Here is a 13,711-nt window from a genome sequence, read left to right on the forward strand (position 1 = left end):
ATGGGAACTCCGACGCGCGGGTTCACTCGCGACAATGTAATTGGATACCGGGCACGGTAACCCGCACCGCCACGCCACTTGCACGTCGTCGCAATTGATCTCGGGTTCTGACGCGCTGCGTACAGCACGATCTCGCCCTGCAGCAGCAACGGCCGCTCGGCCATATCGGCTCCATGTGTCGAGGTTCGAACTGATCCCCTTGCGTCGCCGACGGGAGGTAGTTCAGCGGCATGAACGATGTTTCCGCTGACAAGTGCGTGCCATGCGCCGCTTCGCTTCAGGGCATGCCGAGCACAACCTCATGTGCGCGCAGATCGGGATCAGAGGGCCTCGATTTGAACTGAGCAGAGGCTAAATCCCGGATTGCACCGGTGGTCACGATGAGAAAGTGACATACCGGGTCTCGAAGCGGCAGATATTTTGGGGCGTGTCTACCCACCCAGCTACAGCTCGAACTCCCCGGACTCAACCATGCTAAGCACCTGCTTGTGATAAGCGAAATCGAAGGGACCTCGCGCTCTTCTCGCAGTTCCGGCAACTCGTCTCGACTAGCATCTAAAGCTCAACTTCGTATGTTTTAAGCGCTTCACGATGAAAAAAGGCGGGAGAAAATGATATGCCTCGTCCGTCTCCCGCATTTCGATTGGCCGAGAAGCCCGACATGGGTTATTGAAAGATGAGGGGCCTAGAACCCGTGACCCGGAATCCAAGAGGTACCGGCCAGTGGTACACGGGCCATCGCCGCCGCTTCGACGGTGATAGCAACTAGGTCTTCAGGCTCTAGGTGATGAACGTTTTGCTTCCCGCAAGCACGTGCAATCGTCGTCAATTCCATGTTGAGCGTCTTAAGGTAGTTGCGCACACGACGTGCACCTTCCTCAGGCTCCAGGCGTTGCTCGAGGATGGCGTCTTGAGTGGTCACGCCGACGGGGCATTTCCCCGTATGGCAGTGGTGGCAAAACCCTGGCGACGTATTCAGCGCCGCGTAGTCTGCCTCCGCGGAATGCAGTTGACCCTTCTGGAAGTAGGTTGAACTGTTGCAACCGAGCGCCATCAGAATACCTTGGCCAATCGCCACTGCGTCGGCACCGAGTGCGAGTGCCTTCGCGACGTCTGCGCCCGTACGAATGCCACCGGAGACAATTAGCTGCACCTGCCCCTTCATGTTCAGGTCTTCCAGCGCGTCCACCGCCTGACGGACCGCAGCGAGCGTCGGGACGCCGACGTTCTCGATAAAGCAAGTCTGGGTCGCCGCAGTGCCGCCTTGCATGCCGTCGATGACGACAACATCTGCGCCTGCATGGACCGCAAGCTTCACATCATTGAAAGTACGGGTAGCACCGACCTTCACGTAAATCGGCTTCTGCCAGTCGGTAATTTCACGAAGCTCCTGGATCTTGATGGCCAGGTCGTCCGGCCCCGTCCAGTCCGGGTGGCGGCTCGCGGACCGCTGGTCAACGCCCGCCGGCAGCGTACGCATCTTGGCTACGCGCGGATTGATTTTTTGCCCCAACAGCATCCCACCACCGCCCGGCTTCGCACCTTGTCCAATCACGACCTCGATGGCGTCTGCTCGACGCACGTCATCGGGATTGAAGCCGTAACGGGACGGTAGACACTGGTATACAAGCGTCTTCGAGGACATACGTTCCTCTTGCGTCATGCCGCCGTCGCCCGTCGTAGTCGAAGTACCAATTGCAGTCGCGGCGCGACCTAGCGCCTCCTTCACGTTCGCCGACAGCGCGCCGAAACTCATGCCAGCAATGGTAATCGGGGAGTCAAGAACAATAGGCTTCTTCGCATACCGGGTGCCGAGTACCGTCGTGGTCGAGCATTTTTCACGATAGCCCTCGAGCGGATAACGCGAGAGCGACGCGCCGAGGAAAAGCAAATCGTCGAAGTGCGGGACGCGGCGCTTAGCGCCCAGACCGCGAATTTCATAAAGACCGCGCTGTGCTGCGGTATGGATATAGTCGATAGTTGCTCTATCGTAGCCATGAGACTCTTCCTGCTGCAGGCGGGCGAAGTGATTCGGCTTCGTTTCGATTTTGGCTTCCATGGGGACCCTCTGTTTTCAATATTCCTGGTCCGCGTCTGCGTTCCAGTGATAAAGCGTGCGTGCAGATGCGATGCGCTTAAACGAGCGCGGGTCGTAGTCGAACCCAGCCGCATCGAGGAGCTTCGCCAGCGTCGTGAAATCCGAGTCGGTCATCGGCTCGAACTGCGCGTCAGCGCCGAGGGACTTCACTTCCCCCCTCACGTAGAGCACTGCCTCGTAAAGCGAGTCGCCAAGCGCGTCGCCTGCGTCGCCGCAGATGACGAGATGCCCGGCCTGAGCCATAAATGCCGAGAAGCTTCCCACTGAGCCGCCCACCACAATATCGCCGCCCTTGAGCGAGATGCCGCAGCGCAATCCCGCATCGCCATCAATGACCAGCAAGCCGCCACAAGCGGATGCACCCGCACCGTTGGATGCGAAGCCGCGAACATGCACCTTGCCACTCATCATGTTTTCAGCGACGCCGGTGCCGGCGCTCCCGTCAATCACAATATTCGCGCGTTTGTTCATGCCGCCAGCGTAGTAGCCCGCGTGACCGTCGATTCGGATGCTCACGTCTGCATCAACGCCGACGGCGATGTTGTGTGCTCCATCGGGCGAAGCGACCACGACGTGCTGGCCTGCGAGCTCATTCGCGTCGGCGTGAAGGAACTGATTCAGGTCACGAACCGATTTTCGTTCGAGGTTAAAGGTCAGACTTTCCATACGTACATCTCCTCTGGTGCAGGTTCGAACACCTTTGCGTGGCGAATATCGGGCAGATGGGCCAGCGAGCGGAATTCCGATGCGATAGCGACGTAGTCGTCGTTTTCTGCAACCACTGCCGGCTTGCAAGCGAACGGGTCCCGAATCAGCGCGAGTTCCGTCGAGGTTCCCATCAAAAAAGTGTAAAACCCGTCTAGTTCCTCGAAGCCTTTTTGCAGCGCGTCCGGAAGCGTGTCTCCCTCACGAAGGCGCCATTCGAGGAAACGGCACGCGGCTTCCGTGTCGTTGTCGGTGTCGAAACGAATGCCTTGCGGCTCAAGCTTGCGACGCACGCCGTACGGGTTCGAAAGCGAGCCGTTGTGCACGAGGCAGAAGTCCTCGCCCGCGGTGAACGGGTGCGCGCGGTCGGGCGTCACAGCGGATTCGGTCGCCATGCGTGTGTGGCCGACGAGATGCGAGCCTTTCAGCTTCTCGAAGCTGTAACGATCGGCCACCTGAGCGGGTGTGCCGATGTCCTTGTACAGTTCAATTGAGTTTCCAACCGACAGAAGATAGACCTTCGGATAGTGCTCGCTCAGCCAGTGCTTGACGGCATTCACGTCGGTGCGCACCATGAGCACGGCGTGATTGCCCTTCGCTTCAAGTCCGACCTTCGAGCCGAGACGTCCTTCCAATGCGCTTACAAGCCGCTTCCACGGGAAATCGGCGCCTTCATCGGTGAAGCCGGCGTAGAGGCTGACCTTGCGTTCCTCGCTCGCGACCGGAGCGCCGAATATTGCAAGACCCGCCGAGTCCGGGCCGCGCTCGGTCATGCCGATGAGCATCGGTACCATCAGTTCGCCCAAGCGCTCGCGTAGTTCTGGTGTCTTGACCAGCAGACCCACAATACCGCACATGATTCTTCTCCTTAGAAAAATTCGAGGTAGCTCTTCAGCTCCCAGTCTGATACGTGACGCATGTATTCCAGCCACTCCATGCGCTTGAGTTTGAGAAATTCCTGCGCCACGGGACCGAGTGCTTCGCAGATAAGATGGTCCGCTTCGAGGGCGTCGAGTGCCTGCTCGAGATTCTGCGGTAGCACGCCGATGCCGTGCTCCTTGAGCTTTGCAGGCGTCCACTCATAAAGGTTTTCATTCGCCGGCGGCCCCAACGGCAACTCGCGGTCGATGCCGTCCAGTCCAGCGGCAATCACAGCGGCAGTCGCGAGGTACGGGTTGCATGAACCGTCGGGCAGACGAAGTTCGATACGCTCACCCGGCATGCGCACCATCGTCGAACGATTGTTGTCGCCATAGCTGATGTACGCCGGCGCCCAAGTTGCACCAGTCAGCGAACGGCCGACGACCAGTCGCTTATACGAATTCACGGTCGGATTGCAGAGCGCAGCCAACGCAGGTGCGTGTGCAAGCAGGCCCGAAGTGAACTGGTAACCAAGCTTCGACAGACCCATGCCCTTCGGGTCGCTCTTGTCGGAGAAGAGGTTGCTCTTCCCGTCGCCAATCGACATGTGCATGTGCATGCCGTTGCCCGGACGGTTTGCGAACGGTTTTGCCATGAACGAGCAAATCATCCCAAGCTCGTTGGCAATTTCGGAGGCCGCCATTTTGAAGAACACGTAGTGGTCGCACGACTTCAGGCAGTCGGTGTACGTGTAGTTGATTTCAAACTGACCGTTCGCATCCTCGTGGTCAATCTGATACACATCGATGCCGACTTCACGCATCGCCTCGGTGAGACGCTCGAGAAACACACGCGTACGCGACAGGCCCTTGTAGTCATAGCAAGGCTTCGCCAACGTGTCGCTCGGGTCGCAAGGCTCCAGTTGTCCCGTGGCAGAACGGCGCAGCAGCGAGAATTCCGGTTCGAGGCCGGTGAACAGCGTCCATCCGCGCTCGGTCATCCGAGCGACTTGCTTCCTGAGGGTCACACGCGAGTCGTACGTCCACGGCTCACCGTCGACGTGACCATCGCAAGCGATGCGGGCAAGTCCCGACTGCCATGGCATCGGCGAGAGCGTCGAGAGGTCGCCCACTGCCATGAAGTCCGGCCCATTCGGCTCTATGCCCACACCCCAAATTGCGAATCCTGCGAAGCCGGCTCCTGCCGTAAGGATGCTTTTCAGATGTGCCGCGGGGACCGACTTGGCTTTGGCAACACCGTGGATGTCGACAAACTGCGCGAGCACGTACTTGATGCCTTGGTTGGCCAGCCACGTCTCAGCCTCATCTGCTGACTCGAATCTCGGCACGGTGCCGAGAGCGTTGGACATCAGCTGCTTTGAATCCATCGTATTCATCGAAACTCCTTACAGCGCGTGATGCGCGGGTTCATTGACCGTACGGTTCTACGGCAGGTAGAAACGACTGATTCCGTTTCTCCGGCGCGACACGCTGCAAGCCTGACCGTAGTATGCAATCTATTTTCTTGCTGTGCAACAATGATTCCTGTAGTGAAACTAAGCGGACGCACTTTGCTGCTCCTCTGTTACGCTTTGTTTTTCCTCTGAGGCAACCATGCAAAACGGCGACGACGGCAAGCACTCACTTGAACGCTCACTGGGCGCGACCATCCGTGAACTTCGTCAGCGGCACGGACTAACCATCGCCCAGGTCTGCGAGCAAGCCGCTATCAGCCGCGGAATGCTGTCGAAAATCGAGAACGCGCAGGCCACTGCGGGACTCGACGTGCTCAACCGAATCGCGAAGGCACTGGGTGTTTCCATGGCCACGCTGTTCCGGAACTACGACGTTCCGGAAGGCGGCGCTCAACTGGTACGCAAGGGCGCGGGCATGGAGGTCGTTCGGCGAGGCACAAAAAGCGGTCATACCTACCACCTGCTTGCTTACGACCAAGGTCCGAGAAAACTCTTTGAACCCTTTCTCATCACCATCGAAGATGCTGCTGAGAAGTTTCCTGTGTTCGAGCATCCCGGGACCGAGTTCATCCACATGCTCAAAGGAGTCATCGAGTACCGCCACGGGCAGCAGACCTATACGCTTCATCCAGGCGATACGCTGACTTTCCAGGCTTCGGTGCCACACGGACCGGAACGACTGATTAAGCTACCCATTCAGTTCCTGTCCATCTTTGTCTATCCGTCGCCAGGCGAAGAGTGATTCCTGTCTCAGCGTCAGATGCAACAGCCGTGCCAAGTTTCTCTATGTGAATCAAATTTTCCTCAAATGAAACAGCGACGCGGGTCTGACGAACTGAGGGAAGAGGGGGAGAAATTAGGGCGCGCGTATCCTTGGTGCCGCTTGGACCACAAGCGTGCGACGTAGCACCACGATGAACACCAAGGTTATGAAGGTTCAACAGTTTTACTTAACTCCCCTTCGGGTAGGCCAGAAAAGCAAACGGGCGACCCCTGGTCGCCCGTAATCGTTTTGCTCTCTGAAGCATTTACTGTGGTGGTGTCTGATCGGCTGATAGCTTACTGAGGGCTTGCATTGCGCCGTCAAACATCTGCTTTAGTACGGGCGTAACCTCTTGAGCGCGCTCATCGAGATAGCCGAACGGTGGATTTTCGTCCATGTAGACGCTCTGACACATCTCCAGTTGAACGCCATGGATACCCTGGTCTGGCGCACCATAATTCCGTGTGATATATCCGCCCTTAAAGCGACCATTGGCTACCCATGTAAATTCACTGCTATCAGCGGCAGCGACCACTGGCTCCAAAACAGAAGGCGCTGCCGTTCGCCCATCCTGGGTGCCGAGATTCAGGTCTGGCAGCTTGCCGTCGAATAAGCGCGGCAGTAGGCTGGCGATGGAATGCGCCTCCCACAGAAGAACGTTCGCGTGCCGCCCGCGCAATCGCTTGAGTTCGGCGCTCAATGCATCGTGGTATGGCTGCCAATAGGTCTCGACGCGGCGCTGCTTTTCCGACATGTCGGGCTCGCCCCCGGCCCGATATACAGACTCGCCGCGAAATGTCTCTGTCGGGCAAAGACCCGTGGTCGTCTGCCCTGGATAAAGACTCTCGTCCGTCGGCGGCCGATTCAGGTCGATGACGTAGCGAGATACTCGCGCTCCGAGAATCGTCGCCCCGAGGTCTTTCACGAATGAGTAGAGGCGGTCCAGATGCCAGTCGGTGTCAGCGACCGTGAGTGCCACGTCCGTGTATTGGTAGCGCAGTTCATCGGGAATCTGCGTACCCAGGTGCGGGATGGACACAATCAGCGGTGCATCGCCACGCGTCAAGGAGTAGAACTCGGTCATCGTCTTTCAATGTCCTCTTTGAGTTTCAAGTTATCGCATCTTCTGGAAGCTGAGGGAGCGCATGCGTGAGTGCCGGTCGGATGACATGGTCGATTACGCGGCGCGTAAGCGTCGCTATCTCGCCGACCAGCGTGTCCCATTCGCCTTGCCGGTGCAGCAGAAAGAAGTCTCTGCGAGAGAGCCGCCCTGCCGGCAAAGGCAGCACCGCGATGTCGTCCAGATACTGTCGTGCCTGCCATAGGCACAGTGGCGTCGAGATACCGAAGCCAAGCCTTGCAGTCACAAGGCTGAGAAGCGGGTCCGTCGCGTCGAACTCGAATCGGCGTGGGCTTTCGATTCCAAGATGACGAGCAAGCCGCTCAACCTGCTGCCCTATCACAGACCGCGCGGTATAACGGATAAGAGGCAGTTCGGCCGCCAACGTCCGCCAGTCGATATCTCGCGACTTTTGCTCGTCGAGCCACCGACGCGAAACGACCGCGACGAAAGCCTCAGAGAACACCGGCATCTCGACAATGCGACTGTCGTGCAACACCGTCTGCGTGCAGACCACGACGTCCACTTCACGGTCGTGTATCTGTTGCGAGAGTCCTGGCGTGAGCCCTGACCACAAAGCAATGTGCCGGGTTGAGCCCGAGAGCGCCCGAATCAACTCGGGGCCGACTGTTGCCGCGAACGAATCGACGCAGCCTAGGCGCACCGGCAATGTACCGGAAGCCGATGCATCGCCGATTCGCGTGCTGACCATGTGTGCATGCTCCAGAAGCGGTCCAGCTAGTTCGAATAGCGTTCTTCCCGCCAGGTTCGGCCTGGGCGGACGACTTTCGCGGTCGAACAAGTCCGTTGCCTGGTCGCGCTCTAGGGTCGCGATGGCCTGGCTAACCGCACTCTGACTGATGCCCAGTCGCTTCGCTGCGGCCGTCATCGACCCTGTTTCACAGACGGCGACAAAAGCCTGCAAGGCGCGAAGGTCAATCGGTGATTGAGTCCGTCTCATGGAAATCCCCATATCTGTGAGGTACGCGCTTTCGCGACATCGTGCCTCTGTCCAAATTGATTTCTGCTGTCGCCAGTGTTCGGAGGGATCTAGCATTAGTTTGCCTTATGCAAAATTTCCGGTGCTTTTGGCTTTCTAGAATCCGGTCCATCACTGAGACGTCGCCGACTGTTGCGCAGGCTGGCGCCTCCTCCCCGAAACCGCGACTCGTCGCGCCAGCAGCCCACCAGGAGAATTCCGTGGTTATTCCTAAAAATTCGTTCGCCCATGGTGCGCTCCGCTTGTTGGACTGCGCCAAGCTAGCCCCGGAGCCTTGGAAGAACGGTGCGGGCACCACGCGAACCGTCGCAAGTGAACTCGGCGTCGACGGCGAGATGAACTGGCGAGTGAGTCTGGCGACGCTGACCGGCCCATCGAAGTTCTCGCAGTTTCCTGGGCTTGAACGCGTACTGATGCCTTTGGGTGATGGTGCGGTGGAATTGCGTTCACAGGACGGCGCCAGAACGGCGCGCCCTGGCCAGCCTGTTTCGTTTTCCGGCGACCTTCACATCTGGGCATCTGTTCCGACCGAACACCTGGAGGTCGTGAACGTGATGATTCGTCGCAACACCCTACGAGCAAACGTGTCCGCAGCCTCGCACTCGCTTCGGCTGACCTTGTCGCGTGTGCATCTGCTGCTGTGCGTGGCGGGTCAATGGAGCGTGTCAAGCCCGCTTCTCAACAGCGTCCTTCTGCAATCGATGAATGGCGTGCTGTTGGAAGACTGCGCGGGCGAACTCGAAGTGCATGCGGCTGGCCCATCGTGCAAGCTCGTGTCAATAGCGATTGAATCAGTGGAACGTTAAGCTATGAACCCTGAACTTCTTGAGCAGTACGGCCCGCGAGAGTCAGTGGAGTACGACGTGGTAATCGTCGGCGGCGGCCCTGCAGGTTTATCAGCCGCCATCCGTGTCAAGCATCTGGCTCATCAGAACGATGCCGACATCAGTGTCTGTGTTCTGGAGAAAGGTTCTGAAATCGGAGCGCACATTCTCTCCGGTGCGGTGATGGACCCGCGCGCCATTAACGAGCTTATTCCCGACTGGAAAGCAAAGGGCGCGCCGCTCAATATCGAGGTATCAGAGGACAGCTTTCTGTTTCTCACCGAGAGCGACGCCAGGCCCGTTCCGGCTTGGGCGCTACCGGACAACTTCAAGAATCACGGTAATTATGTCGTCAGTCTCGCTAATGTGACCAGATGGTTGGGCCGAGAGGCTGAGGCGCTCGGCGTCGACATCTTCCCCGGATTCCCCGCAGCCGAGGTCCTCTATAACGATAACGGCTCCGTCAGAGGTGTTGCGACTGGCAACATGGGGATCGGCAAGAATGGTGAGCCCACTGCAAGTTTCCAACCCGGAATGGAGCTGCACGCCAAGTACACGCTCTTCAGCGAGGGAACGCGTGGGCACCTCGGGCGCCAACTGAGCGACAAATTTGGATTGGGCGACGGTGTCGACCCGCAGGTGTATGGGCTTGGTATCAAGGAAATCTGGGAAGTCTCGCCCGAGAAGCACAAACCTGGCTTGGTCATGCACACCGCCGGCTGGCCGCTCAAGAACGACACGTACGGGGGCTCATTCCTCTATCACTCGGACAACAACCAAGTCGTGGTCGGTTTCGTTGTCGGGCTTGGGTACAAAAATCCCTACCTGTCGCCATTCGAAGAGTTTCAGCGTTACAAGACGCATCCACAGGTTCGCAAGTTCCTCGATGGAGGAAAGCGTGTCTCCTACGGGGCTCGCGCCATCACCGCGGGCGGACTGATGTCGTTGCCCAGAGTGGTGTTCCCCGGCGGCGCATTGGTCGGCGACGACGCGGGCTTCCTGAACGCCTCACGCATCAAAGGTTCGCATGCTGCCATCAAGACCGGAATGCTCGCGGCTGATGCAGCATTCGAAGCCTTGCAAGCAGGACGTCAGCACGACGTACTCACGGCTTACCCAGAGGCCTTCAAAGCCTCGTGGCTGTACGACGAGCTATACCGCGCACGCAATTTCAAGCAATGGATGAGCAAGGGCCTTTATCTGGGCACGTTGATGGTGGGCATTGAACAAAAGCTGCTCGGTGGCAAAGTGCCGTGGACGCTTCATCACAAGCACTGGGACCATGAAATGCTCGAGCCAGCGGCACGGCACCAGAAAATTGACTATCCAAAGCCGGATGGCAAACTGACGTTCGACCGGCTGTCGTCTGTGTTCGCCTCGAACACGAACCATGAAGAGAATCAGCCCGCGCACCTCACGCTGAAGAAAGTAACCGTGCCGATAGAGGTCAACTTCACTACTTATGCGGGTCCAGAGAGCCGTTACTGCCCCGCCGGCGTATACGAGTTCGCGCAGAACGATGAAGGCGAAGGCCGGCTGGTCATCAACGCGCAGAACTGCCTGCATTGCAAGACGTGCGACATCAAGGACCCGACGCAAAACATCGTGTGGGTCACTCCAGAAGGCGGCGGCGGCCCTAACTATTCAAATATGTAGCTGCTGACGCGATCCGTCCGAGCGGTTTCCTCGCGGGTCGGCACGGAATCAAGCCGAACGTATCTGGCACTTCGCTTCTGCAAACAATCGATTTCTCTTATACACGCCAATCATCACTTTTCACGCAACACACTGTAAGCACTCGTTTGCTCTCTGAAGGAACACAACCGTGAACACATATGACGTTGTAGTGATTGGTGCCGGAGTCATCGGAAGCTCAGTGGCGTTTCAACTCGCCAAGCTTGGCGCGAAGAATGTCCTTGTGCTCGACCGAGGCACAATCGGAGCCGGGACGACGTCACAGTCTTCCGGCATCCTGCGGACCCATTACTCCGTGAAAGAGAACGTTGAGTTGGCTCGCAAATCCTGGGCTGTGTTCAACGACTTCGCCTCTTACCTCGGCGACGACGAGGCGTCCTGCGGCCTCGTCAAGTGCGGCTACATGATTGTAGCGAGCGAAGGCGACAAGGTCGAACCGCTGCGCGCGTCACTCAACCAGCAAAAAACGCAAGGCATACCGCTCGAGTTGCTCTCCGCGCAGCAAGCGAGGGAATTGCTCCCGATTGCGCAGTTCGAGGATGCCGCCCTCATCGGGTATGAACCTGAAGCGGGCTTCGCCGATGCGTACCTCGTTGCGACCAGTTTCGCGCGCGCAGCGCGCCGTGGCGGCGTCACCGTTCGCGAGAACGTCTCCGTCGACAAGATTCTCATCGACAACAACAAGGTCATCGGCGTCTCCACCAGCATTGGCGACTTCAAGACCTCGATGGTCATCAGCACACAAAACATCTGGACGCCCCAACTCGCCGGCTGGACTAATCGTACCCTCCCGCTTGTTCCTGAACGCCATGCGGTGCTTGCGCTGGAATGTGATGCCGCCAAGTACACGTTCTCGATGCCTGTCTTCAAGGACTTGGCTTCGCCGGGCATGTTGTACTACCGCAGCTACGGCGGCAATCAGATGCTCGTCAGCGAAGGCATCGTGGGCGAGAAGCTCAATACCACGGAGACCGAGCAGGGTGACATTCCGATGGATTACATCGTCGAAGTCGGCGCGCAAGTCGCTGAACGCTTCCCCGAATACGAAACCGCCGGTATCGCATCTTCCTGGACGGGCGTGTATGACGTGACGCCCGACTGGAACCCGGTTCTCGGAAGGCTACCGGGCATCGAAGGGCTCGTCGTTGGATACGGATTCTCAGGCCACGGCTTCAAACTTTCGCCAACGGTCGGACGCGTGCTCGCGCAAGAAGCGCTCGGTATGCCCACCGACGTGTCCCTCAAGCCGTACTCAATCGAACGCTTCGACACCGGCGAGTTGTTGACCGGCAAGTATGGTCTCGGCGCGGTCTCCTAATGGTTCGGCTCTGAACACCGAGGAAAGACAAATGAAGGTACTTACTGCTGTCAAGCGGGTCGTTGACTACAACGTCAAGGTGCGCGTTAAGTCTGACCAGACAGGGGTCGATATTGGCTCTGTCAAGATGTCGATGAATCCCTTCGATGAGATTGGTACGGAAGCTGCGGTTCGCTTGAAAGAAGGAGGCCAAGCGATCGAGGTTGTGGCGGTTTCCTGTGGCACCGTGCAGAGCCAGGAGACGTTGCGCACGGCCCTTGCAATCGGCGCGGACCGTGGTGTACTTGTGTCGACCGATGTCGAACTTCAGCCCCTCGCTGTCGCGAAGCTCCTGAAGGCAGTTGTTGACAGAGAACAGCCTCAACTCGTCATCCTCGGCAAACAGGCTATCGACGACGATGCCGGGCAGACCGGGCAGTTGCTGGCCGCGCTGCTTGACTGGCCGCAGGCCACCTTTGCCAGCAATATAGAAATCCGTGATGGCAACGCAACTGTCACGCGCGAAGTAGATGGTGGTCTCGAGGTTGTTTCGATTCGTCTGCCTGCAATCATCACGACGGACCTCCGCCTGAATGAGCCACGGTACGTGACGCTGCCCAACATCATGAAGGCGAAGAAGAAGCCTATCGACACCGTCACGCCGGCTGAACTGGGTGTTGACCCAACGCCGCGCCTGAAGACCCTCAAGGTTGTGGAGCCGCCTGTTCGCAAGGCTGGTGTCATTGTTCCCGACGTGGCGACGCTCGTGGAAAAGCTGAAAACCGAAGCGAAGGTGATTTAAATGACGACCCTAGTTATTGCTGAACACAACAACGAGCAGTTGAAGGACGCTACCCTCCACACCGTCGCGGCCGCGCTGGCGCTCTCGAACGGCGTGGACATCTTGGTGGCGGGTGAAAATGCGCGTGCCGTCGCCGACGCCGCCCGCGAAATCGCAGGGGTTGGACGCGTGCTGCTCATTGAAGCCCCACACCTCGCCGATGGTCTGGCAGAGAACGTCGCCACGCAGGTCGTCGCACTCGCGAAGGACTATTCGCATGTCTTCTTCGCAGCCACTGCTGCAGGCAAAAGCATCGCACCGCGTGTGGCAGCGAAGCTCGACTCATCACAGATCTCCGACGTCGTTGCAGTGGATTCCCTCGACACTTTTCAACGCCCCATCTACGCAGGAAATGCGATTGCTACCGTGCAGTCATCGGACTCGGTAATTGTGGCCACCATACGCGCTACCGCTTTTGACGCGGCGAAGGATGGTGGTAATGTGTCGGTCGACGAGATGACAGCGCTCCCCGATTCCGGGCTGTCGAGCCTCGTACGTCGCGAGATTGTGAAAAGCGACCGCCCCGACCTAACCGCTGCTCGAGTAGTCGTCTCTGGTGGTCGAGGGCTTGGCAGCGCCGAGAACTTCGCCTTGCTCGACCCGTTGGCAGAAAAGCTGGGGGCAGCTATCGGCGCGTCGCGAGCAGCGGTCGATTTGGGCTACGCCGCAAACGACCTGCAAGTCGGTCAAACGGGCAAAATCGTCGCGCCGGAGCTGTACCTCGCCGTGGGAATCTCTGGCGCCATTCAGCACTTGGCCGGCATGAAAGACTCGAGGGTTATCGTGGCGGTAAACAAGGACGCGGACGCGCCAATCTTTGGCGTCTCGGACTACGGACTTGTGGGAGACCTCTTCGAGGTCGTCCCTCAGTTGATTGAAGCACTGTGACTGACTCGAGCAGCCGCGCCTGCGTCCGAGCGATTTCGCAGGGCACTCTGCGGAGTCGGTGTCCGCAGGCGCGTCCGGGAACCCAACAACAAAATGAACGTCGGGCAGAAGAGGCGAAGCGCACGACACTCAAATTGATTCTCCG

At 58.4% G+C, this 13,711-nt stretch carries 12 protein-coding genes; 6 read left to right on the forward strand and 6 right to left on the reverse strand.

Features of this window, described 5'->3' with window-relative positions; genetic code table 11:
- Positions 1 to 685: 685 nt before the first annotated feature.
- Genes AWB80_RS20235 through glnT form a run of 4 tightly spaced genes read right to left on the reverse strand, consistent with a single transcriptional unit; the run spans position 686 to position 5,060 of the window.
- Complete coding sequence (locus AWB80_RS20235) at positions 686 to 2,059, reverse strand: FMN-binding glutamate synthase family protein (protein ID WP_208635668.1); 1,374 nt, start codon at positions 2,057 to 2,059, stop codon at positions 686 to 688.
- A gap of 15 nt (positions 2,060 to 2,074) precedes the next feature.
- Positions 2,075 to 2,764, reverse strand: a complete 690-nt coding sequence (locus AWB80_RS20240; protein WP_061176452.1) for a GltB/FmdC/FwdC-like GXGXG domain-containing protein — start codon at positions 2,762 to 2,764, stop codon at positions 2,075 to 2,077.
- Positions 2,752 to 3,660, reverse strand: a complete 909-nt coding sequence (locus tag AWB80_RS20245; RefSeq protein ID WP_061176453.1) for a class II glutamine amidotransferase domain-containing protein — start codon at positions 3,658 to 3,660, stop codon at positions 2,752 to 2,754. The genes AWB80_RS20240 and AWB80_RS20245 overlap by 13 nt, the downstream gene beginning before the upstream one ends.
- A gap of 11 nt (positions 3,661 to 3,671) precedes the next feature.
- Positions 3,672 to 5,060, reverse strand: a complete 1,389-nt coding sequence (glnT, locus tag AWB80_RS20250; RefSeq protein ID WP_087131433.1) for a type III glutamate--ammonia ligase — start codon at positions 5,058 to 5,060, stop codon at positions 3,672 to 3,674.
- 217 nt (positions 5,061 to 5,277) lie between these two features.
- Here glnT and AWB80_RS20255 point away from each other — a divergent pair, with 217 nt between their 5' ends.
- Positions 5,278 to 5,880, forward strand: coding sequence for a helix-turn-helix domain-containing protein (locus AWB80_RS20255; RefSeq protein WP_061176454.1), 603 nt, complete (start codon positions 5,278 to 5,280; stop codon positions 5,878 to 5,880).
- Between the two features lie 286 nt (positions 5,881 to 6,166).
- Here the strand turns inward: AWB80_RS20255 and hutG are convergent, their stop codons facing one another.
- Positions 6,167 to 6,985, reverse strand: a complete 819-nt coding sequence (hutG, locus tag AWB80_RS20260; RefSeq protein ID WP_061176455.1) for an N-formylglutamate deformylase — start codon at positions 6,983 to 6,985, stop codon at positions 6,167 to 6,169.
- A 25-nt stretch (positions 6,986 to 7,010) separates the two neighbouring features.
- Complete coding sequence (locus AWB80_RS20265) at positions 7,011 to 7,982, reverse strand: LysR family transcriptional regulator (protein ID WP_061176587.1); 972 nt, start codon at positions 7,980 to 7,982, stop codon at positions 7,011 to 7,013.
- Between the two features lie 239 nt (positions 7,983 to 8,221).
- On the opposite strand from AWB80_RS20265, the gene AWB80_RS20270 reads away from it, so the two are divergent.
- The 5 genes from AWB80_RS20270 (at position 8,222) to AWB80_RS20290 (ending at position 13,566) form a co-directional block, all read left to right on the forward strand.
- Positions 8,222 to 8,827, forward strand: a complete 606-nt coding sequence (locus AWB80_RS20270; RefSeq protein ID WP_160147460.1) for a HutD/Ves family protein — start codon at positions 8,222 to 8,224, stop codon at positions 8,825 to 8,827.
- Positions 8,828 to 8,830: 3 nt separating this feature from the next.
- Positions 8,831 to 10,501 (forward strand): electron transfer flavoprotein-ubiquinone oxidoreductase, encoded by a 1,671-nt coding sequence (locus tag AWB80_RS20275; protein ID WP_061176457.1) that lies wholly within the window; start codon positions 8,831 to 8,833, stop codon positions 10,499 to 10,501.
- Positions 10,502 to 10,670: 169 nt separating this feature from the next.
- On the forward strand, positions 10,671 to 11,858 hold the full coding sequence (locus AWB80_RS20280) for an NAD(P)/FAD-dependent oxidoreductase (protein WP_061176458.1): 1,188 nt from the start codon (positions 10,671 to 10,673) through the stop codon (positions 11,856 to 11,858).
- Positions 11,859 to 11,889: 31 nt separating this feature from the next.
- Positions 11,890 to 12,639, forward strand: a complete 750-nt coding sequence (locus tag AWB80_RS20285) for an electron transfer flavoprotein subunit beta/FixA family protein (RefSeq protein ID WP_061176588.1) — start codon at positions 11,890 to 11,892, stop codon at positions 12,637 to 12,639.
- Positions 12,640 to 13,566 (forward strand): electron transfer flavoprotein subunit alpha/FixB family protein, encoded by a 927-nt coding sequence (locus tag AWB80_RS20290; RefSeq protein ID WP_061176459.1) that lies wholly within the window; start codon positions 12,640 to 12,642, stop codon positions 13,564 to 13,566.
- Positions 13,567 to 13,711 lie beyond the last annotated feature (145 nt).

The sequence above is a fragment of the Caballeronia pedi genome (assembly GCF_001544915.2).
GTDB classification, from domain to species: domain Bacteria; phylum Pseudomonadota; class Gammaproteobacteria; order Burkholderiales; family Burkholderiaceae; genus Caballeronia; species Caballeronia pedi.